At 68.5% G+C, this 24,963-nt stretch carries 23 protein-coding genes and 1 tRNA gene; 11 read left to right on the forward strand and 13 right to left on the reverse strand.

Features of this window, described 5'->3' with window-relative positions:
• Positions 1-103: 103 nt before the first annotated feature.
• Entirely contained in the window at positions 104-2,260 is a 2,157-nt protein-coding gene (uvrB, locus tag BM199_RS23865) for an excinuclease ABC subunit UvrB (protein ID WP_091675631.1), read from the reverse strand.
• 82 nt (positions 2,261-2,342) lie between these two features.
• On the opposite strand from uvrB, the gene BM199_RS23870 reads away from it, so the two are divergent.
• Positions 2,343-2,858, forward strand: coding sequence for a ribonuclease FAU-1 family protein (locus BM199_RS23870; protein ID WP_091675633.1), 516 nt, complete (start codon positions 2,343-2,345; stop codon positions 2,856-2,858).
• Positions 2,859-2,910: 52 nt separating this feature from the next.
• Here BM199_RS23870 and coaE read toward each other — a convergent pair whose 3' ends face one another.
• The gene (gene coaE / locus BM199_RS23875; protein WP_091675634.1) at positions 2,911-4,107 is read right to left on the reverse strand and encodes a dephospho-CoA kinase; all 1,197 of its coding nucleotides are present in this window, start codon (positions 4,105-4,107) and stop codon (positions 2,911-2,913) included.
• Between the two features lie 187 nt (positions 4,108-4,294).
• On the opposite strand from coaE, the gene BM199_RS23880 reads away from it, so the two are divergent.
• Positions 4,295-4,507, forward strand: a complete 213-nt coding sequence (locus tag BM199_RS23880; RefSeq protein WP_091675638.1) for a hypothetical protein — start codon at positions 4,295-4,297, stop codon at positions 4,505-4,507.
• 292 nt (positions 4,508-4,799) lie between these two features.
• Here BM199_RS23880 and rpsA read toward each other — a convergent pair whose 3' ends face one another.
• Complete coding sequence (rpsA, locus tag BM199_RS23885; RefSeq protein ID WP_091675640.1) at positions 4,800-6,317, reverse strand: 30S ribosomal protein S1; 1,518 nt, start codon at positions 6,315-6,317, stop codon at positions 4,800-4,802.
• Positions 6,318-6,702: 385 nt separating this feature from the next.
• On the opposite strand from rpsA, the gene BM199_RS23890 reads away from it, so the two are divergent.
• The 5 genes from BM199_RS23890 (at position 6,703) to BM199_RS23910 (ending at position 11,765) form a co-directional block, all read left to right on the forward strand.
• Positions 6,703-7,509: a class I SAM-dependent methyltransferase gene (locus tag BM199_RS23890; protein WP_245788625.1), complete on the forward strand. Its 807-nt coding sequence runs from the start codon at positions 6,703-6,705 to the stop codon at positions 7,507-7,509.
• The gene (locus BM199_RS23895; RefSeq protein ID WP_091675646.1) at positions 7,506-8,423 is read left to right on the forward strand and encodes a GNAT family N-acetyltransferase; all 918 of its coding nucleotides are present in this window, start codon (positions 7,506-7,508) and stop codon (positions 8,421-8,423) included. The genes BM199_RS23890 and BM199_RS23895 overlap by 4 nt, the downstream gene beginning before the upstream one ends.
• Positions 8,424-8,527: 104 nt before the next feature.
• A complete protein-coding gene (locus BM199_RS23900; RefSeq protein ID WP_091675649.1) occupies positions 8,528-9,250 on the forward strand; it encodes an ATP-binding cassette domain-containing protein in 723 nt (240 codons plus the stop codon).
• Entirely contained in the window at positions 9,247-11,142 is a 1,896-nt protein-coding gene (locus tag BM199_RS23905) for a YhgE/Pip family protein (RefSeq protein ID WP_091675652.1), read from the forward strand. Before BM199_RS23900 ends, BM199_RS23905 begins: the two co-directional genes overlap by 4 nt.
• A gap of 26 nt (positions 11,143-11,168) precedes the next feature.
• Positions 11,169-11,765 (forward strand): TetR/AcrR family transcriptional regulator, encoded by a 597-nt coding sequence (locus tag BM199_RS23910; protein ID WP_177242768.1) that lies wholly within the window; start codon positions 11,169-11,171, stop codon positions 11,763-11,765.
• An 11-nt stretch (positions 11,766-11,776) separates the two neighbouring features.
• Here the strand turns inward: BM199_RS23910 and BM199_RS23915 are convergent, their stop codons facing one another.
• From BM199_RS23915 to polA, 4 genes are all read right to left on the reverse strand, one after another.
• A complete protein-coding gene (locus BM199_RS23915; RefSeq protein ID WP_245788604.1) occupies positions 11,777-12,313 on the reverse strand; it encodes a Rossmann-fold NAD(P)-binding domain-containing protein in 537 nt (178 codons plus the stop codon).
• A 13-nt stretch (positions 12,314-12,326) separates the two neighbouring features.
• The gene (locus BM199_RS23920) at positions 12,327-12,776 is read right to left on the reverse strand and encodes a VOC family protein (RefSeq protein ID WP_091675657.1); all 450 of its coding nucleotides are present in this window, start codon (positions 12,774-12,776) and stop codon (positions 12,327-12,329) included.
• Between the two features lie 84 nt (positions 12,777-12,860).
• A complete protein-coding gene (locus BM199_RS23925) occupies positions 12,861-13,274 on the reverse strand; it encodes a helix-turn-helix domain-containing protein (protein ID WP_091675659.1) in 414 nt (137 codons plus the stop codon).
• Positions 13,275-13,302: 28 nt separating this feature from the next.
• On the reverse strand, positions 13,303-16,029 hold the full coding sequence (gene polA / locus BM199_RS23930) for a DNA polymerase I (protein ID WP_091675662.1): 2,727 nt from the start codon (positions 16,027-16,029) through the stop codon (positions 13,303-13,305).
• Positions 16,030-16,151: 122 nt separating this feature from the next.
• Between polA and BM199_RS23935 the strand changes: the two genes are divergently transcribed.
• Positions 16,152-16,556: a PaaI family thioesterase gene (locus BM199_RS23935; RefSeq protein WP_091675812.1), complete on the forward strand. Its 405-nt coding sequence runs from the start codon at positions 16,152-16,154 to the stop codon at positions 16,554-16,556.
• 403 nt (positions 16,557-16,959) lie between these two features.
• On the forward strand, positions 16,960-18,240 hold the full coding sequence (locus BM199_RS23940) for an ABC transporter substrate-binding protein (RefSeq protein ID WP_177242761.1): 1,281 nt from the start codon (positions 16,960-16,962) through the stop codon (positions 18,238-18,240).
• 66 nt (positions 18,241-18,306) lie between these two features.
• Here BM199_RS23940 and BM199_RS23945 read toward each other — a convergent pair whose 3' ends face one another.
• The 5 genes from BM199_RS23945 to BM199_RS23965 form a co-directional block, all read right to left on the reverse strand.
• Positions 18,307-19,062: an ABC transporter ATP-binding protein gene (locus BM199_RS23945; protein ID WP_091675665.1), complete on the reverse strand. Its 756-nt coding sequence runs from the start codon at positions 19,060-19,062 to the stop codon at positions 18,307-18,309.
• On the reverse strand, positions 19,059-19,919 hold the full coding sequence (locus tag BM199_RS23950) for an ABC transporter ATP-binding protein (protein WP_091675668.1): 861 nt from the start codon (positions 19,917-19,919) through the stop codon (positions 19,059-19,061). The genes BM199_RS23945 and BM199_RS23950 overlap by 4 nt, the downstream gene beginning before the upstream one ends.
• Positions 19,909-20,901 (reverse strand): branched-chain amino acid ABC transporter permease, encoded by a 993-nt coding sequence (locus tag BM199_RS23955; protein WP_091675671.1) that lies wholly within the window; start codon positions 20,899-20,901, stop codon positions 19,909-19,911. The genes BM199_RS23950 and BM199_RS23955 overlap by 11 nt, the downstream gene beginning before the upstream one ends.
• Positions 20,902-20,911: 10 nt before the next feature.
• On the reverse strand, positions 20,912-22,243 hold the full coding sequence (locus BM199_RS23960; protein WP_218160419.1) for a branched-chain amino acid ABC transporter permease: 1,332 nt from the start codon (positions 22,241-22,243) through the stop codon (positions 20,912-20,914).
• A 225-nt stretch (positions 22,244-22,468) separates the two neighbouring features.
• A complete protein-coding gene (locus BM199_RS23965; RefSeq protein WP_091675674.1) occupies positions 22,469-23,083 on the reverse strand; it encodes an ANTAR domain-containing response regulator in 615 nt (204 codons plus the stop codon).
• A gap of 194 nt (positions 23,084-23,277) precedes the next feature.
• Between BM199_RS23965 and BM199_RS23970 the strand changes: the two genes are divergently transcribed.
• Positions 23,278-23,354: transfer RNA gene (locus tag BM199_RS23970), tRNA-Leu, on the forward strand.
• A gap of 96 nt (positions 23,355-23,450) precedes the next feature.
• Positions 23,451-24,755, forward strand: a complete 1,305-nt coding sequence (locus BM199_RS23975) for a site-specific integrase (protein ID WP_091675676.1) — start codon at positions 23,451-23,453, stop codon at positions 24,753-24,755.
• Here BM199_RS23975 and BM199_RS34645 read toward each other — a convergent pair.
• Positions 24,730-24,939: a hypothetical protein gene (locus tag BM199_RS34645; protein WP_245788608.1), complete on the reverse strand. Its 210-nt coding sequence runs from the start codon at positions 24,937-24,939 to the stop codon at positions 24,730-24,732. The genes BM199_RS23975 and BM199_RS34645 overlap by 26 nt on opposite strands.
• Between the last annotated feature and the right edge of the window lie 24 nt (positions 24,940-24,963).

Here is a 24,963-nt window from a genome sequence, read left to right on the forward strand (position 1 = left end):
TGCCACAGCGGGGGCCCTTCCTACTGTGGCACAAAAAGCCTGCCACAGCGGGGGCCCTTCGGGGCGGGCCCCGCCAACTCACTTGTGAATAACCCTCCCGGTCCTACTTGATGCCCGCGGCGTCCATTCCGCGCAACTCCTTCTTCAGGTCCGCGACCTCGTCCCGCAGCCTGGCCGCCAGCTCGAACTGCAGGTCGCGGGCCGCCTGCATCATCTGCTCGGTCATCTGCTGGATGAGGTCCGCCAGTTCCGCCCTTGGCATCGCGCCGACGTCCTTGTCCGCCAGCATCCCCGAGCTGCGCACTCCACCGCCCTGCTCGGGCTTCTTCCCACGCGAGGAGTTGCGTCCGGAACCGCCGATCGCCACGTCCTCGGAGTCCTCCGCCTCGTCGTAGACACGGTCGAGGATGTCGGCGATCTTCTTCCGCAGCGGCTGTGGGTCGAGGCCTCGTTCCGTGTTGTAGGCGATCTGCTTGGCGCGACGGCGGTTCGTCTCGTCGATGGCGTGCTGCATCGAGTCGGTGATCCGGTCCGCGTACATGTGCACCTGACCGGACACGTTTCGCGCGGCACGGCCGATCGTCTGGATCAGCGAAGTTCCGCTGCGCAGGAAGCCCTCCTTATCGGCGTCCAGAATGGACACCAGGGACACCTCGGGCAGGTCGAGCCCCTCGCGGAGCAGGTTGATGCCGATCAGCACATCGAAGTCGCCGGACCGCAGCTGCCGCAACAGCTCCACCCGCCGGAGGGTGTCCACTTCGGAGTGCAGATAGCGCACCCGGATACCCAGCTCGAGCAGGTAGTCGGTGAGGTCCTCCGCCATCTTCTTGGTGAGCGTGGTGACAAGCACCCGCTCGTCCTTGTCGGCCCTGGTCCTGATCTCGTGCACCAGGTCGTCAATCTGCCCCTCGGTCGGCTTGACGACCACCTCGGGATCGATCAGGCCGGTCGGCCGGATGACCTGCTCGACGAACTCGCCGCCGGTCTGCCCCATCTCGTACGGCCCCGGCGTCGCCGAGAGGTACACCGTCTGACCGATGCGGTCGGAGAACTCCTCCCAGGTCAGCGGCCGGTTGTCCATCGCGCTGGGCAGCCGGAAGCCGTGCTCCACGAGGTTGCGCTTGCGGGACATGTCGCCCTCGTACATGCCACCGATCTGCGGGACGGTCACGTGCGACTCGTCGACCACCAGGAGGAAGTCCTCGGGGAAGTAGTCGATCAGGGTCGCGGGCGCGGAGCCCTCGGGGCGGCCGTCGACGTGCCGCGAGTAGTTCTCGATGCCGGAACAGAACCCGACCTGCTGCATCATCTCGATGTCGTAGTTGGTGCGCATGCGCAGCCGCTGGGCCTCGAGCAGTTTGCCCTGCTTCTCCAGCGTGGCCAACCGGTCCTCCAGCTCGGACTGGATGGTCTTGATCGCCTTTTCCATCCGCTCCGGCCCGGCGACGTAGTGCGTGGCGGGGAAGATCCGCACCTCGGCGACCTCGTTCACGATGTCGCCGGTCAGCGGGTGCAGGTAGTACAGCTTGTCGATCTCGTCGCCGAAGAACTCGACCCGGATCGCCAGCTCCTCGTAGGCCGGGATGATCTCCACGGTGTCCCCCCGGACGCGGAAGGTGCCGCGGGCGAAAGCCAGGTCGTTGCGGGTGTACTGCACGTCGACCAGTGCCCGCAGGAAGGTGTCCCGGTCCACCTCCTCGCCGACCTTGAGGCTGCTGGAGCGGTCGAGGTAGGACTGCGGGGTGCCGAGGCCGTAGATGCACGACACGCTGGCAACCACGATCACGTCCCGCCTGGAGAGCAGGTTCATCGTGGCGGAGTGCCGCAGCCGCTCGACGTCGTCGTTGACCGAGGAGTCCTTCTCGATGTAGGTGTCGGTCTGCGCGATATATGCCTCTGGCTGGTAGTAGTCGTAGTAGCTGACGAAGTACTCGACCGCGTTGTTCGGGAAGAGGTCCCTCAGCTCGTTGGCCAGCTGCGCGGCGAGTGTCTTGTTGGGTGCCATCACCAACGTCGGCCGTTGCACCCGCTCGATCAGCCAGGCTGTGGTCGCCGACTTGCCCGTACCGGTGGCGCCGAGCAGGACGACGTCCTTCTCTCCCGCCCTGATCCGGCGCTCCAGCTCGTCGATCGCCTTGGGCTGGTCGCCCGCGGGCTGGTAGTCACTGACCACCGTGAACTTGCCGTCCGACCTGGGGACGTCGGAGACCGGGCGGAACTCGGAGTGCGCGAGCACGGGATGTTCGGTTGCGAAAGCCACGTCTCCAGGGTAGGCGCGCCCACCGACAGTTTCAGCCGGTGGTGTCCGTCGAGCTGCGAGCGGACCCGGCAGGATGGGCGGCATGCCCGACCTGCACCCACCCAAGACCGAGATCTTCGACGTGCCCGGCATGAGCAACACCGACCCGAAGGGGATCGTCCGCGACGTCGAACGGTTCCAGGTCGAGTCGTTCGGGCTGTACATGGCCAGGCCGACTCCGGGCAGGCGCCAGTTCCACTACCTGGAGTCGTGGCTGCTGCCCGGCCTTGGCCTGCGGATCACGGACTTCTGGTTCACCGAGGGGCACGAGCACGACCAGGACTTCTACCTCGACGTCGTGGACATCGAACGCCACGATGACCGGTGGCGGGCCACCGACCTCTACCTGGACATCGTGCTCCGCGACGCCCGCGGCCTCGACGTACTCGACTCCGACGAGCTGCTCGCCGCCACCAGCGCGGACCTGCTACCAGCCTACACGGCACGCCAGGCACTGGATACCACGTTCACCACCGTCGACGGCCTCGCCCGCCACGGCTACCGCCTGCAGGAATGGCTGCGCACGATGGACATCACCCTGACCTGGCAGCGCCACTAACCGCCGGCCCGAGTTTGCAGTTCCGGAGCCCGAGTTGGCAGTTCCGCGGCCGTCAGGCGGGACTCCACCCGGTCCGCTCCGCCCACTCCTCGGCCCGGGTGAACGCGTCGTTGACCCAGTCCTGCTTCTCCTCCGCGTACGGCTGTGTCGTGCCATCGCCCGCATGCGCGCCTGCCAGCCGCCGCTTGACCTCCGCGTAGGCGGCAAGCTCCGGTGGATTCGCCCGCAGCCAGTCCCGGAACAGCAGCGCGAGGCGCCACGCCGGCCCTTCTTCGGCTCGGACGTGCAGGTTCACCGGACGGACCGGATCCGCGCCGAAGTGGAACCGCTTGTCCCAGACGGCGGAACCGGCCGTACCGTCCTGCGGATCGTCGAACCAGTGCCCCTCCGCCCTGGGGAACCCCGCGTCGGACAAGGCGTCGGCGAGCTCGTCCGCGACATCCAGCGTCGGCACGGTCAACTGGAGGTCGAGTACGTCCTTGGCCGGCAGGCCGGGGACCGCGGTGGAGCCGATGTGATCGGCCCGCGCGGCTCTGTCCCCCGCCGCTGCCCGCACCCTGCCGAGCACGCGTTCGGCCTGACCTGGCCAGGTTTCGTCGTAGGGAGATACCAGCGGAGAACGGGGTGGACGCGGTTTACGCAGCCGCAGGTTCGCCTCGAACGGCACCAGCCTGTCCGCCCACAGCGCGTCGACCTCCGCCAGCACGATGTCCCGTGCCCCGCCGTTGTCCAGCCACACGTCGGCGGCGGCTCGGCGTTGTTCGACACTCGCCTGTGCCGCGATCCTGGCCCTGGCGTCCGCCTCCGACATGCCGCGGGCCTCCACGAGCCTGCGCACCCGGACCTCCTCGTCGGCGTCGACGACGACGACGAGGTGGTAGTGCGGGGCGAGCCCGCCCTCGACCAGCAACGGGATGTCGTGCACCACGATCGCGTCGGGCGCCGCGTTCCGCATCAGCTCGGCGGTCCGCGCGCCGACCCTGGGATGGACGATGCCGTTCAGCCTCCGTCGCGACTGCTCGTCGGCGAACGCCCGCGCCGCCAGCGCGGCCCGGTCCAGCGCGCCGTCCCTGGTCAGCACATCCGGGCCGAAGGCCTCGACGATCTCGGCGAGACCTTCCGTGCCGGGCTCCACCACCTCCCTGGCGAGGAGATCCGCGTCGATCAGTACCGCACCATGCTCGACCAACCTGGTCGCGACGGTCGATTTTCCGGCACCGATCCCGCCGGTGAGTCCCACTCGCAGCATGACGGGCATTCAATCAGCCCCGGACAACATCCGCGAAGGCGGTGATGTTCCCGTGCTCGGGCCCACTCAGAGGCACATCACGAGACGTTATGCAACTGAAGTGGGTGACACGCCGGGAATTTCACACCATTTGGCTTCCCGATTGCGTACCGTGCGCGGCGTAGGCAATCGCCCACTCGGAGGAACGATGCCAGACAGCAGGCACACTGGTAAGCACCGGCTCGGAACGCCGGGGCTGGTGCATTGCGTCATGCATCGTCCCGTCGCAGAGGCGTTGACCGAGTATCGCCGCACCTGGCTGACCGCACTTCTGGTGCCGGCCAAGCACAGCCTCGCCGGCCTGCGTCGCAGGGCTCGCGCCGCCGCTCACGAGCACGCCTGGGCTCCCGCCACCACCTGACCCAGGTCGCGGCTCTCTCCGGCTCAACCCCGGCTCATTCCTGGCCGCACTCCCGCGTCCACCTGCCCTCACCAAGCTTGGTGCGCCTGCAAGTACCACCAAGCAAGATCAAGAGCGTCGTCAGCTGCCGCCAACCCGCATGCCTCGGTAGCAGTTGGCGGCGATGTCGATCTTGCTTGGTGGTACTTGCAGACACTCCAAGTCCTGAAACGTGGGGTGCGCACGGGGGAAGCCCCGGTCCGATATGGACCGGGGCCTCTCTCGTGGTGTCGTTTGTCAGGCGCTCAGGGCCTCACGCGCCACCGGACAGCTTCTCACGCAGCGCGGCGAGCTGCTCGTCACTGGCCAGCGTCCCACCGGTGCTCTTCGGCGCCGAGTCGGACGGCGTGGAGGAGTAGCTCTGCTCCCCGCCACCGCCGCTGCTGCTCTCGCCACCGCCGGCGATCGCCTGGGCAGCCGCTTCCGCGTCGGCCTCGGCGGCCTTGGCGATCTGCTTCATGTGCTGCTCGTAGCGAGCGTGTGCCTCGGCGTACTGACGCTCCCACTCCTCACGCTGAGTGTCGTAGCCTTCCTGCCACTCCTGCGTGTCGGGGTCGAAGCCCTCGGGGTAGATGTAGTTGCCCTGCTCGTCGTAGTCGGCGGCCATGCCGTACTGCGTCGGGTCGAACTCGGCGTCGGTGGTGAGGCCCTCGTTGGCCTGCTTCAGCGACAGCGAGATGCGGCGACGCTCGAGGTCGATGTCGATGACCTTGACCATCACATCGCCGTTGACCTGGACGACCTGCTCCGGGATCTCCACGTGGCGCTCGGCCAGCTCGGAGATGTGCACCAGGCCCTCGATTCCCTCCTCGACGCGGACGAACGCGCCGAACGGAACGAGCTTGGTGACCTTGCCCGGCACGATCTGACCGATCGCGTGAGTACGGGCGAACTGGCGCCACGGGTCTTCCTGGGTGGCCTTCAGCGACAGGGACACGCGCTCGCGGTCCATGTCCACGTCGAGCACCTCGACCGTGACCTCCTGGCCGACCTCGACAACCTCGGACGGGTGGTCGATGTGCTTCCAGGACAGCTCGGAAACGTGCACCAGGCCGTCGACGCCGCCGAGGTCCACGAACGCACCGAAGTTGACGATCGAGGAGACAACGCCCTTGCGGACCTGCCCCTTGGCCAGCGCGTTGAGGAACTCGCTGCGGACCTCGGACTGGGTCTGCTCCAGGTAGGCGCGACGGGAAAGCACCACGTTGTTGCGGTTCTTGTCCAGCTCGATGATCTTGGCCTCGAGCTCGCGGCCCACATACGGCTGCAGGTCGCGAACGCGGCGCATCTCGACGAGCGACGCGGGCAGGAAGCCACGGAGGCCGATGTCCAGGATGAGACCACCCTTGACGACCTCGATGACGGTGCCGCTGACCGGCTCGTCCTTCTCCTTGAGCTCCTCGATCGTGCCCCAGGCGCGCTCGTACTGCGCGCGCTTCTTGGACAGGATCAGGCGGCCTTCCTTGTCCTCCTTCTGGAGAACGAGGGCCTCGACCTCATCACCGACGGTGACAACCTCGGCCGGGTCGACATCGTGCTTGATGGAAAGCTCGCGCGAGGGGATGACGCCCTCGGTTTTGTACCCGATGTCGAGCAGCACTTCATCGCGATCGACCTTGACGATGGTGCCTTCAACGATGTCGCCATCATTGAAGTACTTGATGGTCTTGTCGATGGCTGCGAGGAAGTCTTCCTCCGTCCCGATGTCGTTGATCGCGACCTGCTGCGCCGGGGCGGTGGCGGTCGGGGCGGTGGTTGTGTCGGTGGTCATTAGGCGGGTTGCTCCGGTAACGGCTTGGGATTAGTGGGTGTGCAGTTTGCGCGCGCCGTGGGAGTCAAGGGCGACGACGAAAACGCGTTCGGCGAGGAACGGTCGCAAGCATCACCCGAGGAGCGCGACCCACAACCAGCAAGAACTCCGTCCAGCACGAACACTGCTGAGTCAAAGGCAGCGCGAACCCACTGCGCTAACACGTATCCTACGCGGCGCTCCGACGCGGGCACAACGAGGGTCACCCTCGTCCCCGGCGCGGCCACGACACGGACTACCCGGCAGGATAGCGGGCGTGGTCACTCCCCCGCCGCCAACACCGCGGACGCCGCCAACACCGCAGACAGCGCCCGCCGCCGACCGGCACGAGCGGGCCGAGCAACGCCTGCACACAGCCGGGGTCGCGTACCGGCCGGTCGACTCCGCCGAAGCGGCCTCGGCCAACCTCGCCTGGTGGGATGCCGACGCGGACGACTACCACGCGACCCACGGCGAGTTCCTCGGCGAGAGCGACTTCCGTTGGTGCCCGGAGGGGCTGCTGGAAGCCGACGCGCGCCTGCTCGGCGAGGTCCGGGACACCGACGTGCTCGAGGTCGGTTGCGGCTCGGCGCCGTGCACCCGCTGGCTGCACACCCAGGGCGCCCGGGCCGTCGGCGTCGACCTCTCGGGCGGCATGCTGCGTCACGGTCTCGCCGCGGGCGAGCGCACCGGGATCCGGGTGCCGCTGGTCCAGGCCAACGCCGAGCGGCTGCCACTGGCCGGCGACAGTTTCGACACCGCGTGTTCCGCGTTCGGCGCCGTGCCGTTCGTCGCCTCCGTGGAGACACTCTTCGCCGAGGTCGCAAGGGTGCTCCGCCCCGGCGGCCGTTGGGTGTTCGCGGTGACCCACCCGATGCGCTGGATCTTCCCGGACGATCCCGGCCCCACCGGACTCACCGCGACACAGCCGTACTTCGATCGGACGCCCTACGTCGAGGTCGACGCCGACGGCCGCGCCACCTATGTGGAGTATCACCGCACGATGGGCGACTACGTCCGCGCGCTGGCCGCGGCCGGGTTCCGGTTGACGGACCTGATCGAACCGGAATGGCCGGAAGGGCACACCCGCACCTGGGGACAGTGGAGCCCGTTGCGCGGCAAGCTGTTTCCGGGCACCGCGATCTTCCACACGGTGAAAGAGCGGCAAACGTGACCGACCGGACGGCCGAGCAGTCGGAGCACTTCGCCCGGATCGACCCGTTGCTGCCGCCGGTGACCGACCTTCCCGAGGGCGAGCACCTCACCGCGGTGCTCCCCGACGGCAGGGAGGTGCACGGCGTGCTCTACCGGGCCGTGTACGGCGCCGGGTCGCCGGAGAGCCTGTGGGCGGCCAGGGAGAACTGGGAACTCACCCCGCTGATCGGAAACACCGGGGCCGAGGGAATGTCAGCCCTGCTCGGAGCGCTGCGCCGACGGCTGGATCGCGAGCCGCCCACGCAGGACTCGGCCTGCGCCGTCGCGTGGCCCTCGCGCGACGCGGAGGCGACGCGGGCGCTGCTCGACCACGGCCTGCAACCGTTGAACGCGCTGGCCGTGCGGCCCAACCGTCCCGCACCCGAGGTCGACGTTCCCGGCGTGCTGGTACGCAGGGCACGTCCCGTGGACGAAGAAGAGATCATCGCGTTGCGGATGAACGAGCTCCGCTACTCGGCGCTGGTCGGGCCGAACGTGGTGCGCGAGAACGCCACCGAGCTGATCACCGCCGAGGTACGGCGCGGACTGGTGTTCGGCGGGCGTACCTGGATCGCCGAGTCCGGCGGGGCGGCCGTCGGGCTCGCCAGCTGCGGCTGGACGACCCCCGCCGCGGGAAGCTCGATCGCGGGACGCCTCGGCTGGGGCCGCTGGGGCTACGTCGGCACGCTGTCCGTCATCGCCCCCGCCCGTGGCGGCGGGGTGGGACAGGCGCTGATGTCCGTGGCACACGATCAGCTCAACCTCGACGACGTCGAAGGCACTTTTCTCTTCTACAGCCCCACGAACCCACTGTCACCGGTGTTCTGGCACCGCCAGGGATACCGCCCATTGTGGACAATGTGGGAGATTCGCCCGGCCTCGGCGCTGCGCTGACCGCTCGCGTCACCCAAAGGGGTCAGATCACCCCCCGCCAGCTTGCCGAGGGAGTCACAGCAGGGCTAATTTGAACTGACCGGTCAGTTCAAAAGGAGTCTCCCATGCAGGTGCACGCCGATCGCGTGTCCGTCGACGGCCCGCACGGCACGCTGCTGCCGTCCACCTCGTTCACCGTCTCCAGCGGTGAGTTCGCGCTGGTCCACGGCGATCCCGGCACCGGACTGACCGCTTTCGGCCTTGCGCTGGCCGGGCGGTTGCGCCCGACGACCGGGCGGATCACCCTCGACGGCTCCCCCGACGCGGCGGCACTGCGCAGGCAGGTCGCGGTCGTCGACGCGCCCGGTGTCAGCGAACCCGAGGAGGCACTGGCGCTTCGGGTGGTGGTCGGTGAGGAACTGGCGCTGGCCGGGCGGCAGGCAGACCGGGAGAGCGTCCTGCGCTGGCTCGCCGAGCACGACGTGGCGGCCTACGCGGACACCCGGTTCGAGAACGTCGCGCCGGCAACGCGGACCCGGCTGCTGTGCGCGCTCGCCGCGAGCAGGCGCGACGTCCGGATGCTCGTGCTCGACCGGCCGGACCGGCACACCAGCGACGTCGACAACTGGTCGATGCTCGCCCAGGAACACGCCGAACGCGGGCTCGCGGTCGTCGTGCTGACCGCGACGGTCCCGCACTCGGCACTGCCCTGTCCCTCGGCCCGGATCGGTGCACACGAGCAACCTCCGCCACAAAGATGCACACCCGAGGGCACCGATGCCGCCGAACCGGTGGTCGAGGAGGAAACGGTGGAGCCGCAGGAGACAACCGAGGGAGAAAAGCTGTGAGCGGCATCCGGATCGCCCTCAACGAGCTGCGCAGGCTCACCGGCGGAGTGCTGCCCAAGCTGGCGATGGCGGCGCTGGTCCTTGTTCCCCTGCTGTACGCGTCGTTGTACCTGTACGCGAACTACGACCCGTACGGACGGCTGGACAAGCTGCCCGCAGCGGTGGTCACCGTGGACGCGGGAGCCACCGACTCCGAGGGCGACGAGCGCAACATCGGCCGCGAAGTGACCGGCGAACTGCTCGATTCCGGCACCTTCCAGTGGCATGGGACCAGCGCGGAGGAGGCCGAGTCGGGCGTCCGCGACGACGAGTACTCCTTCGCGATCACCATCCCCCGCGACTTCTCGGCCGCTCTGCTCTCCAGCGGCAACTTCGAACCGCGGCAGGCCACGATCACCCTGACCACCAACGACGCCAACAACTATCTCTCCGGCACCATCGCCGACCAGGTCGCAGAGCAGGTGCGCGCGACGATCGCGGAGAAGGTGGGCAGCGAGGCCGCCGACCGGTTCCTCCTCGGGTTCTCCACCATCCACACGAAGATCAGCGAAGCCCACGACGGCGCGGGGACCCTGGCGAAGGGCGCGGGCGAGTTGCGGCAGGGGCAGCAGCAGCTCGCCGAGGGCGCGCAGCGACTGGCCAGTGGCAGCACCGAACTCGCCAGCGGACTGACCACGCTGAAGGAGAGCACGGCGGAGCTTCCGGCGAAGACCAAGGAACTCGCCGAGGGCGCGAGCCAGGTCGCGGCGGGCAACGCCACCGTCGCCCAGGCAGGCTCCGCGCTGGCAGCCAAGTCGACAGAGCTGCAGGACAGCCTGGACAACGTCGACGACCAACTGGCACAGCGGCTGCGGGAGGGCGGCCTTTCCGACTCCGACGTGGAGCACGCACTCGGCGTGCTCGGGCAGCTGCGCCAGCCGATCGACCAGGCGGACGCCGAGGTGCAGGAGGCCTCGGGGAAACTCACCACGCTGGCCGACGGCGCGCAGCAGGTGTCCGACGGTGCGGCGCGACTCGCGGGTGCCACGCCCGCACTGGTGCAGGGCATCCAGCGCGCGTCGGACGGCGCGGGCGAGCTCGCCGACGGCGCCACCCAGCTGAACACTGGTCAGCAAGGCGCCCTCAGCGGGACGACTCAGCTCACCGAGGGAGCCACCGAACTCAGGGACGGGCTCAGCGCAGGGCTCGAGGAGATCCCGAACCCGGACGATCCCACTCGGTCGGCGACGGCCGACACGATCGCGGATCCGGTCGCGGTGAACTCGGTCGGCATGGCCTCCGCCGGGACCTACGGCGCTGGGCTTGCTCCGTTCTTCATCGCGCTGGCGACGTGGATCGGCGCGTTCGTCCTGTTCCTGCTGCTGCGACCGCTCTCGACACGCGCGCTGACCGCCGGTGCCTCGCCCCTGCGCGTGGCGCTCGGGGGGTGGCTGGCCTCGGCCGTGCTGGGCATCGCGCAGGTGGTGGTCCTGTTCGGCGCGGTCACGTGGCTGGTCGGAATCGACGTCGCGCATCCACTCGGCGCCATCGGTTTCGTCGTCCTCGCCTCGCTCACGTTCACCGCCATCGTGCACGCGCTCAACGCCCTGTTCGGCGCGGTGGGCAAGTTCCTCGGGCTGGTGCTGCTGGTCCTGCAGCTGGTGAGCGCGGGGGGCACGTTCCCCTGGCAGACCATTCCGGACGCGCTCTACCCGCTGCACGTGGTGCTGCCGATGGGTTATGTCATCGACGGGTTGCGGCACCTGCTCTACACCGGCGCGTCCCTGCAGATTCTCGGCGACGTGCTGGTCCTGCTCGCCTACCTCGGTGGCGCGCTGGCGGCGTCCACGTTCGCGGCGCACAAGCGGCGCGTGTGGACGGTGTCGCAGCTGAAGCCGGAGCTGGCACTGTGACTGAAAGACCGATGAGTGAACGGGCGGTGAGCCCCCGCACGGAGGCCACGCGGCGCAAACTGTTCGCGGCGACACTGAAACTGGCCGACAGCAGGGGGCTGGTCGGAATCACCGTCGACGAGATCGCCGCCGCCGCGGGCGTCGCGAAGGGCACGGTCTACTACAACTTCGGCAGCAAGGACGCGCTGGTGGACGCGCTGCTGCGGTACGGGGTCGACCTGCTCGCGACACGCCTGCACGACTGTGCCGCGGAGCCGGACCCGGTCGTCGGGCTCGAGTCGCTGGTGGACGCGACACTCGACTTCATCAGCCGCTATCCGGGCTTCTCCCAGATTCTGGTGAGCGAACTGTGGCGCACACCGGGTCAGTGGCACGAGACGCTCACGCTGCTGCGCGAGGAGATCATCGTGATCATCAAGCAACAGCTGTGGCGCATCGAGGAAGCGGGCAGGCTGCCCGCGGGGGTGCAGGTCCCGGTGGCCGCGGCCGGATTGTTCGGCACGCTGCTGGTCGTGGCGCTGGACTGGCAGGTGTTCCAGCCCGAGCGGACACGGGCCGAGGTCCGGGATTCGGTGATGCTGCTGGCCCGCGGCCTCGCCAGGCAACTCCCGGAGGAGGAGTAGCTCAACACGGCCTAACTGCGTACCGGCCGCCGTTGCCCGACCTGGTGCAGCGACGGCGGCCCGCCGCGGCGTGCGCGGCGGACCGCGTCGAGCACGGCTGCCGAGATTTCCGGTAACGACAGTGCCCGGCTGGGGTCACGTTCGGAGGCCGTGCCGAGCAGCACGAGCTGGGTGGGATGTGCGGCCAGGGTCGCGTCCGCCGCGCTCGTGAGTACGCCGGCCGAGGCGCGGACCTCCACCACGGGCGCGCCGGTTGCGAGCAACGACTCGATCGCACCGAGCACGGAACGGCGATAGGACTCGTGTACCCAGGCCACGAGTAGCCCGGCGGGACCGGGCAGTGCCCGCTCGACGCGTCGGACCAGGTCCCTTGGCCGCTCCCACTGCGCCTCCACCCAGAAGGCACGTCCTGGTCCCGCTTTCCTCGCCGCGATCGGGTTGTGCCGCCTGCTCGGGAGGACGACGTTCCAGCCGTCGGCGGTCAGCGAGGTGACCACGTCGTCAAGCAGGCCGGTGCCGGACAGGACCACCGCGTTGTCACCCGCCATGCAATCGACGTTACTACCGGGTGGACGAAAAGCCCCAGTCCTTGCCCTCGTCGAACTCGTGCCGCTGGGTCAGGCTGAACCAGTTGCCGGAATCGTCGCGGAAAACCGCCTCCACGCCGTAGGGACGGTCGGCTGGCTCCTGCAGGAAGGTCACTCCCCTGCTGGACAGGACCTCGTGCGTCTTGCGGCAGTCGTCGGTCTCCCATGCGCCCATACCGAGGGCTCCTTTGGCGACGATCTCCCGAAGCTGGCGCTCCGTGTCCGCGTCGTGCTGGGGCGGACCCGGCTCCATCAGGATGATCTCCAGCCCTGGCTGGTCCGCGGGCCCCACGGTCAGCCAGCGGAACCGGTCGTCCATCTTCATGTCGGCCCGGACCTCGAAGCCGAGCTTCTCGGTGTAGAACTGCCTTGCGGAGTCGTAGCTCAGGACGTAGATCCCCGCGTGGGACAGCTTTTTGATCATGGTCGTTCCCTTTCTGGTTCGGTGCTGGGAACAACGCTAGGCGGGTGTTCGCCGAGGTGGCTTATCCAGAAGTCCGGAGCTTGTTCAAGGTCGGGAATCCTTCTGCGCGGGCCGGGTCATCATCATCAGATAGCAGCCGGGAATCAGCGGTGCCCGCGCGGTGCGAGCGGCGGCCCGGTACGCGGTCGGCGACAGGCCGACCAGCGCGGTGAAGCGACGGCTGAACGTGCCGAGGCTGGTGAAGCCCACGAGCAGGCAGATCTCCGTGACCGTGAGGTTCGCGGACCGCAGCAGGTCCTGCGCCCGCTCGATCCGCCTGCGCGTGAGGTAGGCCTTCGGCGTCTCGCCGTACGCGGCCGCGAAGGAGTGGATGAAGTGGGACCGGGAGCACCTGGCCACCTCGGCAAGCTGCTCGATGTCCAGGGGCTCGGCGTGGTGTGCGTCCATCCAGTCCCTGGCCCGGCGCAGGTGCGCGACAGCCGGTGGGCGAGTGCTCATGGCCGCCGCGCTCCGCTCGTCCTGGAGATCAGTGTGCGGCGTCGTTCCAGGAGCGGCCGGACCCGACGGAGACCTCCAGCGGGACGGCCAGCTCGTAGGCGCTGCCCATCTCCCTGCGCACCAGCTCCTCCACCCGCGCCCGCTCGCCGTCGGCGATCTCGAGCACCAGTTCGTCGTGCACCTGCAGCAGCACCCGGCTGCGCAGGTCCGTCTGGGCGAGCGCCTGGTGCACACCGAGCATCGCGACCTTGATGATGTCTGCCGCACTGCCCTGGATCGGCGCGTTCAGCGCCATGCGCTCGGCCATCTCCCTGCGCTGCCGGTTGTCGCTGTTGAGGTCAGGCAGGTAGCGGCGCCTGCCGAAGATCGTCTCCGTGTAGCCGACCTTGCCCGCCTGCTCGACCACGGTGTGCAGGTAGTCGCGTACCCCGCCGAACCGCGCGAAATAGGCTTCCATCTGTGCCTTGGCCTCCTCCGTGGAGATCCGCAGCTGCTGCGCGAGCCCGTAGGCGGACAGCCCGTAGGCCAGCCCGTAGGACATGGCCTTGACCCGGGAGCGCAGTTCGGCGGTGACCTCGGACGCGTCCAGCGAGAACGCCTTCGAACCGACGAAGGTGTGCAGGTCCTCCCCGGTGTGGAAGGCCTCGATCAGGCCCTCGTCCCCGGACAGGTGCGCCATGATGCGCATCTCGATCTGGCTGTAGTCGGCGGTCATCAGCTCCGCGTAACCGTCACCCACGACGAAGGCGTCGCGGATGCGCCTGCCCTCCTCCGTCCGGATCGGGATGTTCTGCAGGTTCGGATCCACCGAGGACAGCCGGCCCGTCGCGGCGATGGTCTGCTGCAGTGTGGTGTGGATGCGCCCGTCGTCGGCGACGGACTTGATCAGTCCCTCCACCGTGGTCCGCAACCGGGTGGCGTCGCGGTGTTCCAGCAGGTGCTGCAGGAACGGGTGCTCGGTCTTCTCGTGCAGCGTCTGCAGCGCCTCGGCGTCGGTGGTGTAGCCGGTCTTGGTGCGCTTTGTCTTGGGCATGCCCAGTTCGTCGAACAGCACCACCTGCAGCTGCTTCGGCGAACCGAGGTTGATCTGTTTGCCGATCACGTCGTACGCGAGGTCCGCGGCCTGCCGCACGCGACTGGCGTAGTGCGCCTCCAGTTCGGTGAGCTGCTCGAGGTCGACCGCGATGCCCGCGGCCTCGACGTCGGTGATGACCTGCAGCAGGGGCAGCTCGATCTCGTTGAGCAGACGGGTGGCGCCGATGCCGTCGAGTTCCTTGGCCAGCGCGTCGGACAGTTCGGCCACCGCACGTGCACGCACGAGTTCGGCCTGCACGAGCTTGGCATCGGCCGCCTCGGCCGCGTCCGGCTCCAGCAGCGACAGCTGGCCGTCGTCCGCGGCGGACTCCGAGCGCAGTTCCCGTTGCAGGTAACGCAACACCAGGTCATCCAGTTCGAAGGAGCGTTGGCCGGGACGCACGAGGTATGCGGCCAGCGCGGTGTCCATCGCGAGCCCGGCCGTCGTCCAGCCGCGCCCGAGTACGGCGTGCAGCGCGACCTTCAGCCCGTGCCCGACCTTGCGTGCGGTGGGGTCGGCGAGCCAGTGGGCGAAGGCCTTGTCGTCCGCGGCGTCCATCGCCGAAACGTCGACATAGGCACCCTCGCCGTCGGGGGCGGCCAGGGCCACGCTGGTCAGGTCGGCCTGTACCGACGCACCCGTGGTGCGCAGGGAGAGGCCGACGGGACCGCCACGCGCGTGCTTGTCCAGCCAGGCGGACAGCTCGCCGGTACCCAGCGCGCCCCCGCTGACCTCGAATCCCTCGTCCGCCTCCGGCTCCGCGCTCGACAACGTGGCGAAAAGCCGGTCGCGCAGGACCCGGAACTCCAGCTCGTCGAACAGCCGGTGCACGGCGTCGCGGTCCCATGGCCGGAGCTCGAGATCGGCGTGTGTCAGCTCCAGCGCGACGTCGCGCACGAGCTCGGTGAGCTGGCGGTTGAGCATGACCGCGTCGACGTGGGCCCGCAGCGCGTCCCCGACCTTGCCCTTGACCTCGTCGACCCGGTCGACCAGCTCACCCAATGAACCGAACTGCTTGATCCACTTCGCCGCCGTCTTCTCCCCCACGCCGGGAATGCCGGGCAGGTTGTCGGAAGGGTCGCCGCGGAGTGCGGCGAAGTCGGGGTACTGGACCGGGCTCAGTCCGTACTTGTCCTGCACGCTCGCGGGGTCGAACCGGACGAGGTCGGACACGCCCTTCTTCGGGTAGAGCACCGTGACGGAGTCGGTGACCAGCTGCAACGCGTCGCGGTCGCCGGTACAGATGAGCACCTGGTATCCGTCGGCAGCGGCCTGGGTGGTGAGCGTGGCGATGACGTCGTCGGCCTCGTAGTTCTCCTTGGTCAGGATCGGGATGCCGAGTACGCCGAGCACCTCCTGGATCAGCGCGATCTGCCCCTTGAAGTCGTCCGGTGTGGCCGAACGGGTGGCCTTGTAGTCGGCGAACGCCTCGGAACGGAACGTCTGACGGGAGAGGTCGAACGCGACCGCGAGGTGCGTGGGCTGCTCGTCGCGCAGCAGGTTGATCAGCATCGAGGTGAACCCGAAGACAGCGTTGGTGACCTGGCCCGTCGTGGTGCGGAACCGGTCGGCGGGCACGGCGAAGAACGCCCGGTAGGCCATCGAGTGGCCGTCGATCAGCAGCAGCCGGGGCTGCTGGGCTGTGTCGTTCGCAACTGTGGTGTTCTGACTGGGGCTCACAAGGGCGAGTCTAGGGTGACGCCCCGACACTCTTTCGTGAGCGTTCGCGGAAGGTGGGCGGTGGGTACTGGAGCAGTGAGGAGCAGACGTTGACCGAGCACGTGTCCGACCCGTTGCAGGAGATGCTGGCCGGAATCGATCCGTTGGTCGCCAAGCAGCAGCTCAACGACAAGGTCGGCATGTCGGTGGTGGAGATGAGCCCGGAACGGGTGGTGGCCACGATGCCCGTCGAGGGCAACCTGCAGCCGTACGGTCTGCTGCACGGCGGTGCGAACGCGGTGCTCGCCGAGGCGATCGGATCCACGGTCGCGGCGCTCAACGCGGGACCTGGCCGCGTCGCGATGGGCCTCGAGCTGTCCTGCACCCACCACCGAGCGGTGCGTTCCGGGACGGTCACCGGGGTAGCCACGCCCCTGCACGTCGGACGCGTAACCGTCACGGTGGACATCGTCATCACCGATGACCGCGGGCGTCGCAGCTGCTCAGCCCGGCTGACCTGCGTGGTACGGAATCAGCCGCCGCGCTGAGTCTGTTGGCAAACGCGCGTCACGATCGACTCGGCGGGCACAGCGGCGCGGAGCGCCTCCGTCTGGGTGGCGGCGGGAGACGGGCGGGCGGAGCTCGGACTCACGCACGGTACTCACCACTACGAGCCATGCGCCCCGCCTCGTCACTCGTGGGCTTCGCCGCGCGCGTTCCTCGGGGGCACCATGCACCAGGCCCCAGTTCACCAACAGGCGCTGACACTCCTGTTTCTCCTCCTGCACATTGCAGGAAGATCCCGATCGGGTCGAACCGGTCGCACCCGGGTGCCCTGAGATCTACGATTCCGCTCTAATCAGACGGAAGGGGCATGCCCGGCGACCCGCCGTGGCCGTCCGTCGGGGGGCATCCACCCCTTCCGTGAAGGCAAGACGACTGGAGGCTGTTGTGCACTTCAGGACGGGTGTCCGTGCGGGGGCCATCGTGGCGGCCGCTGCACTCGTTCTCACCGCGTGTGGCGGAGGGGACGAGGGCCAGGGCAATGAGAACGGCGACCAGCAGGCCGGTGCAGGCACGGGGAACGGGGTGTTCGAACTCGGCTACGTACTGCCGGAGACCGGGCAGTTGGCGTTCCTCGGGCCGCCGCAGATCGAGGCCGTGAACTTCGCCATCAAGACGATCAATGACGCCGGTGGGCTGCTGGGTAAGCAACTGCCCGCACCGGTGGGCCGCGACGAGGCAGCCTCGGAGGCTGTCGCCGCGCAGTCCGCCGACCAGGTGCTCGGCGCCGGTGTCGACGCGATCATCGGGGCGGCCGCCTCGGGAATGTCGCTGGCGATCATCGACAAGGTGACCGGGGCGAAGGTGGCTCAGTGCTCCGGCTCGAACACCGCGCCGACCTTCACCGACTACAACGACGGCGGCTTCTACTTCCGCACCGCACCGAGCGATGTGCTGCAGGGGCCGGTGCTGGCGAACACCATCGTCGGTGACGGTCACAGCAGGGTCGCGTTGGTGGCCAGGGCTGACGACTACGGCCGCGGGCTGCAGGAGGCGACCAGGACGGCGCTGGAGGGTGCCGGGGCCACCGTGGTGCTCGCCGAGACCTACGACCCGAAGGCGACCAACTACTCGCCGGTGGTGCAGCAGATCGAAGGCGCCAATCCCGACGCGGCCGTGGTGATCGGTTTCGAGGAGGGCACGCAGATCCTGCAGGGTCTGATCGAGGCCGGTCTCGGGCCGGACAACATCGGCGTCTACGGCGCCGACGGTCTGCGCAACACCGACCTCGCCTCGCTGGTGAGCGAGGGCGACCCGGGGGTCCTGTCCGGTATGAAGGGCACCGCTCCCGCGTCCGCCGACAACGCCGAGTTCGTCGGCGAGCTGCAGAAGTTCGCTCCCGATCTGGAGGAGCTGCAGTTCGCGCCGCAGGTGTACGACTGTGTCATCACCCTCGCCCTGGCCGCGCAGAAGGCCAACAGCGACGACGCGGCGGTGTTCTCGAAGGAGGTCGTCGGGATCACCAAGGACGGCGAGAAGTGCACCACCTTCGCCGACTGCAGTGCGAAGCTCGAAGCGGGCTCGGACATCGACTACGACGGTGTCAGCGGCCCGCTGGACTTCACCGATGCCGGTGAGCCGGGGCAGGCCTCGATCGAGGTCTACACCTACGACGAGCAGGGCAAGCTGCAGACCGTGAGCACGGAGATCAGCAGGCTCGACAACTGATACAGGTAGCCGAAAGGGGCGGCGGCGTCAGTTCCACTGACGCCGCCGCCCCTTCTCGTCCGGGTGCTACAGCGCCTTGGCCAGCGTGCCGAGGTAGAGCTCGATCACCTTGGGGTCGTGCAACAGGTCGCGCCCAGTTCCGGTGTAGGCGTTGCGCCCCTGGTCCAGCACGTAACCGCGGTCGCAGATCTGCAGACAGCGGCGGGCGTTCTGCTCCACCATGACGATGGAGACCCCGGTGGCGTTGATCTGGCTGACCTGTTCGAACACCTGGTCCTGGTACGCCGGTGAGAGTCCGGCCGAGGGCTCGTCGAGCAGGAGTACCTCGGGCTCGGCCATCAGCACCCTGCCCATGGCCAGCATCTGCCGCTCACCACCGGACATCGAGCCCGCGCGCTGCTTACGGCGCTCAGCCAGCCTGCCGAACAGGGCCGCCACCCGCTCGAACCGGCGGTCGAACTCCTTCGGGTGCAGATAGGTGCCCATCCGCAGGTTCTCCTCGACGGTGAGCGTCGGGAAGACGTTGTCGCGCTGCGGGACGTAGCCGATGCCCTTGGCCACCAGGATGTGCGCGGGCGCGTTGGTGATGTCCTCGCCTCGCAGGCGCACGGCGCCCTCGCGAGTGGGAACAAGGCCGAACATCGCCTTGACCAGGGTCGACTTGCCCGCACCGTTGGGACCGATGATGCCGACGAGTTCCCCGTCGGCCAGGTGCAGGTCGCAGCCGTTGAGCACGTTCACGCCAGGCAGGTAGCCGGCCACCAGAGTGTCGGCCGAGAGCAGCGCCTCGGACCGGTCGCCGGTGTCGTCGATACTGCTCACGAGGACTCCTCCGCGGGCGGTGTGCCGTGCTGCTTACCGAGGTAGGCGTCGACCACCTGCGAGTTGGTGCTGATCGCCCGTGGCGTGCCCTCGGCGATCACCTGCCCCTCGGCCAGGCACACCACCCAATCGCTGGTACCCATCACCATGTCCATGTCGTGCTCCACGAAGCATACGGTCATACCCTCGTCGCGCAGTTCCACGATGTGCTCCAGCAGCGACTGCGCCAGCGCGGGGTTCACCCCGGCCATGGGTTCGTCGAGCATCAGCATCGAGGGCCGCACCATCAGTGCTCTGGCCAGTTCCAGGAGCTTGCGCTGACCGCCGGAGAGGGTGCCCGCGTGTGCGTCTCGGAGGTGGTCGAGCTTGAAGCGCTCGAGCAACTCCTCGGCCCGCACGCGGTTGTCGGCTTCCTGTCCGCGCCAGAGTGGGCGCATCAGCGCCGCGTACATCCGCTCGCCGCGCTGCTCGGTCGCACCGAGCTGGAGGTTCTCCAGGACGGTGAGCCGGGCCAGTGCCTTGGTGAGCTGGAAGGTGCGGACCATCCCCCTGCGAGCCAGGCGGTAGGCGGGCAGCTGACTGACCTTGGCGCCGTCGAACGTCCACGTGCCCGAACCGGCGCGGTCGAAGCCGGTGAGCAGGTTGAACAACGTGGTCTTGCCCGCTCCGTTGGGGCCGATCAGTGCGGTGATGGCGCCGCGTTGCAGTTCGAGATGGTCGACGGCGACGGCGTGCAGTCCGCCGAAGGAGCGGGTGACGCCGTCGGCGACGAGAATCGGATCGGGTTTTGCGGCCCCGGGTTCCGGCGCGACCGTGGACAGAGCGGTGGCAGCCGGGGCCTGTGACTCAGCGGGCATCGAGCACCATCTCTTCCCGTCGACCGAGGATTCCCTGCGGCCGGAACACCATCAGCAGCAGCAGGCCGAGCCCGACGAGCGCGAAGCGCATGGCACCCACCTCGGAGTCGGTGAGGATGCCCGCGGGGATCAGGCCGGAGGCGATCGCCTGCCGCAGCAGGTTGTCCAGGAACACCACGATGAACCAGAAGACCACCGAACCGAGGATCGGCCCCATCACCCGGCCCGCACCGCCGAGGATCAGCAGTGTGTAGAGGAAGAACGTCACCAGCGGGTCGAAGCTGTCGGCGCTGGCGGACTGGGTGTTGATGACCATCACCATGCCGCCGAATGCGCCGATGACGCCACCTAGCACGAGGCTCTGCAGTTTGTAGGAGTAGACGTTCTTGCCGAGGCTGAGCGCGGCGTTCTCGTCCTCCCGGATGGAGCGGATCACCCGGCCCCACGGACTGTGGATCAACAGGTAGAGCAGCAGGCCGGCGACGGCCACGAGCGACCAGCCCATCGTGATCACCCACAGGTCCCGCGCACCGAACGAGATCGGTCCGACGCCATAGGTGCCCGGCGGATATGGGTTCAGCTCGTAGAAGTCGTTGGCGAACTGCTGCAGGCCGAAAACGCCGCCGGTGAGGGGCTCGGCGAAACTCGACCGATAGAACAATCGCAGGATCTCGCCCGCGGCGATGGTCGCGATGGCGAGGTAGTCCGATCGCAGGCGCAAGGTCGGGATGCCGAGCAGCAGCGCGAGGACGATCGCGCACAACACGCCGACGATCACCCCGAGCCAGAGCGGCGCCGCGAACACCGAGACCGAGATCGCCACGCCGTATGCGCCGACCAACATGAAGGCCACCTGGCCGAAGTTGAGCAGGCCGGTGTAGCCGAAGTGCAGGTTCAGGCCGATCGCAGCGAGCGCGTAGGCGGCTGCCACGGGGCCCAGGGCGCCGCTGAGGGCGCTGGTGAGGATTGCCGAGAAGTCCATGACGCTCCCCTCACCCGACCCGTTCGCGGCGGCCGAGAATTCCCTGTGGCCGGACGAGCAGGACCACGATCAGTACCAGCAGTGCCCAGGCGTTCTGTAGCTCGATGGGAAACCACAGGGTGGACAACTGGGCCACGATGCCGACGACGAAGGCGCCGACCATCGCGCCGTACGCGCTGCCGAGGCCACCGAGAATGATGGCGGCGAACATCATCAGCAGCAGTTTGAAGCCCATGTCCCAGGACACGACCTCGGCGAGGCCGAACATCACCCCGCCGAGAGCGGCGAGTCCGCCACCGAGCACCCACACCACGAGGATGACCCGGTTGACGTCGATGCCGGAGGACGCGGCGAGGTCGGTGTTGTCGGAGACGGCGCGGATCGCGGTGCCGATCCGCGTGCGCTGGAGCATGAGCGCGACGCCGACCAGCACGACGACCGAGATGCCGACGATGCTCAGGTCCCGTGGGGTCGAGGTGATGGGTCCGATGCTGATGGTCTGCTGGATGTTGTAGTCGGCGTACGACCCTGGGCGGGAACCGTAGATCACCAGGATGACGTGGCGCAGCAGCAGCGCGAGCCCGATGGAGATGATGAACAGGTTGATCCGGCCGGTTCCGCGCTTGCGCAGCGGGCGCCACAGGACCCGCTCGAGTCCACCGCCGAACAGGGCGCCCACGACGACCGCGAGGACCGCGGCGAGGATCAGCGGCAGCCCGGGCCCGCCCACGGCGGCGTTGAAGAAGAAGGCGGCAACGGCGCCGATGGTGACCAGCTCGCCGTGCGCGAAGTTGATCAGTCGGGTGGTGCCGAAGATGAGCGACAGCCCGATGGCGCTGATGGCGATCACGGAGCCGTACTGGATGCCGTTGAGCAGCGTCTGGGTGAAGCGTTCGGCGAACGGTGGTTGAGGTGGTGGCGGAGGTGGGGGTGCCGGTCCGTCGTTCTGTCCCGGTGCGGCCTGCTCCCCAGGCTCGACGAGCGGGAAGATCACCACCCGGGACTGACCGGGCGAGACCGCGACGTCCTGCAGAACCTCACCGCCGGGCAGCCGGGGCACGAGACCGCCGGGCACGGTGCTGGGGTCGAGTTCGACGTCGTATTCGCCGGTGCCGGGTAACTCGACCGCCCAGGTGCCGTCGTCGGCACTCGTGGCCGTGCCGATCTCCGTGCCGTCCTGGGTGACGGTGATGCTCACCCCGGCGAGAGGATCGCCGTCGGGCCCGCGCAGTGTTCCGCGCAGTGCCTCACCGTCCTGTGCCGCGGCGGACGCCGCAGGCAGCAGCACGGTGAGAGTGCAGAGCAACATCAGTGCCAGCACTCGCCCGACAATGCTCCGCACTGTCACAGACTGCCCCGCTTCTCTCGCTCGTCCTGCCGTGGCACGACACCCTCGCATGCTCGTTCGGGCTGGGAAACCCAGCTGGTGACAACTCGATGGGTGAACGTAGCTCCGTCACGCTCTGTTGCACAGCCGGAAGATCACGCTGTGTCCACATCGTGACGGTGTGCTGGCTAGTTGGCGGAAAGTCAGGCCAAATGGCGGTTGGCTGGGAGCCGGCTGGAGCTACTTGCCCATGCTGTCGACGACGGCCTCGGCGACGGCCTTCATGGTCGTCCGGCGGTCCATGGCGGTGCGCTGGATCCAGCGGAAGGCGTCGGGCTCGGTGAGGCTCTGCGCGGTCATCAGCAGGCCCTTCGCGCGGTCGATGACCTTGCGGGTCTCCAACCGCTCGTTGAGGCCCGCGACCTCGGACTCCAACGCCTGCAGCTCGGCGAAGCGGCTGACCGCGAGCTCGATGGCCGGCACGAGGTCGCGCTTGGCGAAGGGCTTGACCAGGTAGGCCATGGTGCCCGCGTCGCGAGCGCGTTCGACCAGGTCACGCTGGCTGAAGGCGGTCAGAATCACGACCGGGGCGATCCGGTCGCTGGTGATCTTCGAGGCGGCCTCGATACCGTCGAGCTTGGGCATCTTGACGTCCAGGATGACCAGATCGGGCTTGAGGTCGGTGGCGAGCTTGATAGCTTCCTCGCCGTCGCCGGCCTCGCCGACCACCTGATAGCCCTCCTCGCGCAGCATTTCCACGAGGTCGAGCCGGATCAAGGCCTCATCTTCGGCGACGAGCACCCGGCGCTGTGGCGCGGCGACGTCACCGACGGCCTCGGTAGCCTGTTCGGTCACCGGGGTCCTCCTGCACTGCTCGGCGATGGGGAGTGTGCGGCGTGCCGCGACACCAGCAGCCTACCGGGACTCTGGCCAGCAGAAAGATGGCGTTCACCACGTGGAGTGACCGCCTGTGCTCCCCGCCTAGGGAGCCGTTTCGTGGTAGCCCGAATACAACCGCGTGAGACGATCGCGTAGAGTTCGTCGTCGCCGCCCCCGTAGCCCAATCGGCAGAGGCAGCGGACTCAAAATCCGTCCAGTGTGCGTTCGAGTCGCACCGGGGGCACCACAACACCAGGTCACGGACGTGACGGATCGATCCTGCCGACCGTGAGGTAGCCCGTAGGCATGCCTTAGGTATGCGATATGGGCACGGAGGATCACCGTGGCACGACCGCCCCTTCCACTGAGCACGTGGGGACTGATCCGCACCGCCGCGCAGGCCCCCGGGCCCGGGCGGGCATGCGAAACCCGGTACAGCCGGCGCCCGTGGCGCGCCTACGCCCAGTACCGCGGTGAGAACGGGCGCACCCGCCAGGTCTGCCGCACCGGCACCAGCCAGGCCCACGCCGTGTACCGGCTCCGCACCGAACTCAGCCAGCGAGCCCAGAGCAGCACCGGCATCGACCTCTCCCCCAGTTCCCGGGTTGAGAAAGCCGCCACTCTATGGCTGGATCGCGTCGCCCGCCGTGTCCGGACCACCACCTACCACCACTACCGTCGCCAACTGCGCAACCACGTCCTACCCGCGCTCGGGCAACTACTGTTGAGCGAGTGCACCGTGCCCCGCCTCGAACGGTTCCTCGACACCCTCGCCGACGTCCACGGGCTGGCCCCCGAAACCCGCCGCGGCATCCGCACGGTGATCTCCGGCGTGCTTCAACTCGCCGTCCGCCACGGCGTACTGCCCCACAACCCCGTCCGCGACCTCGAACCCATCGTCGGCGGCCCCGTCCGCCCCACCGTGACCTTCACCCCTGAGCAGGCCCGCGAGTTCCTGGCCGCGGTGGACACCGACCACCACGCCGCCCGGACCGACCTACCCGACCTGCTGCACCTGCTGTTCGGCACCGGCGCCCGCCTCGGCGAAGCACTCGCCCTGCGCTGGCGCGATCTCAACCTCACCGACCACCCCATCACCGTCGACGGACAACTCCTCCCAGCCTGCAGTGTGTGGATCCGCTCCGGTCTCGCCTACCACCCCGGCGCCGGGCCCATCCGGCATGACCCCAAGACCCCCACCGCACACCGCATCCTGCCGCTGCCCGACTCGCTCCACGATCGGCTCACTGCCCGCGCCTCTAGCCACAACAGTAGTGACGCGCCGGTGTTGCCCTCCCCCACCGGGACCTGGCGTTACCCCTCCACGGTCCAAGCCGAGCTTCGTCGCCTGCGAGACCGCCTTGGCTACACACACTTCACCAGCCACGTCGCCCGCCGCACCGTCGCCACCACCCTCGACCAGGCCGGCCAGACCGCCCGACAGATCGCCGACCACCTCGGCCACGCCCAACCCGCGTTCACCCAGAACCGCTACCTCGGACGCCAACTCCCCAACCCCACCGCCGCCCACATCCTCGACCACCCAGTACCCCGGGTTGTTCACACCGACCGACCCGCGGCAGATGAGTGGGCGGCTTGGGCAGCTGTGAGCTGGCCGGGGTTCAGGCTGGCGGCGTGTCCGCCATGAGCCGTTTGAGGGTGCGTTGCCCCATCCGGCTCATGGCCGGGTTGCTGTCGACGTAGTACCAGACGAGGCCCATCGCCTGGTGGAAGGCCCACGCCTTGCCGCGCTCCCACTCCAGGTCGTCACACTCCAGGTCGTCTCGGAACGATCGCCGGGGGCCGGCGTCGAGCAGGTGCCACGCGCCCACCAATCCAGGGCCGGGTCGGCCGGC

This window comes from Amycolatopsis marina, from assembly GCF_900111885.1.
In the GTDB taxonomy this organism is placed as follows: Bacteria; Actinomycetota; Actinomycetes; order Mycobacteriales; family Pseudonocardiaceae; genus Amycolatopsis; species Amycolatopsis marina.

Coding starts and splice junctions, on each gene's coding strand:
- BM199_RS23920 (WP_091675657.1), bottom strand. CDS start 12,776: ATGATCAAAAAGCTGTCCCACGCGGGGATCTACGTCCTGAGCTACGAC.
- BM199_RS23870 (WP_091675633.1), top strand. CDS start 2,343: ATGCCCGACCTGCACCCACCCAAGACCGAGATCTTCGACGTGCCCGGC.
- BM199_RS23880 (WP_091675638.1), top strand. CDS start 4,295: ATGCCAGACAGCAGGCACACTGGTAAGCACCGGCTCGGAACGCCGGGG.
- BM199_RS23925 (WP_091675659.1), bottom strand. CDS start 13,274: ATGAGCACTCGCCCACCGGCTGTCGCGCACCTGCGCCGGGCCAGGGAC.
- BM199_RS23950 (WP_091675668.1), bottom strand. CDS start 19,919: ATGCCCGCTGAGTCACAGGCCCCGGCTGCCACCGCTCTGTCCACGGTC.
- BM199_RS23935 (WP_091675812.1), top strand. CDS start 16,152: ATGCTGGCCGGAATCGATCCGTTGGTCGCCAAGCAGCAGCTCAACGAC.
- BM199_RS23900 (WP_091675649.1), top strand. CDS start 8,528: ATGCAGGTGCACGCCGATCGCGTGTCCGTCGACGGCCCGCACGGCACG.
- coaE (WP_091675634.1), bottom strand. CDS start 4,107: ATGCTGCGAGTGGGACTCACCGGCGGGATCGGTGCCGGAAAATCGACC.
- BM199_RS23955 (WP_091675671.1), bottom strand. CDS start 20,901: ATGGACTTCTCGGCAATCCTCACCAGCGCCCTCAGCGGCGCCCTGGGC.
- rpsA (WP_091675640.1), bottom strand. CDS start 6,317: ATGACCACCGACACAACCACCGCCCCGACCGCCACCGCCCCGGCGCAG.
- BM199_RS23915 (WP_245788604.1), bottom strand. CDS start 12,313: ATGGCGGGTGACAACGCGGTGGTCCTGTCCGGCACCGGCCTGCTTGAC.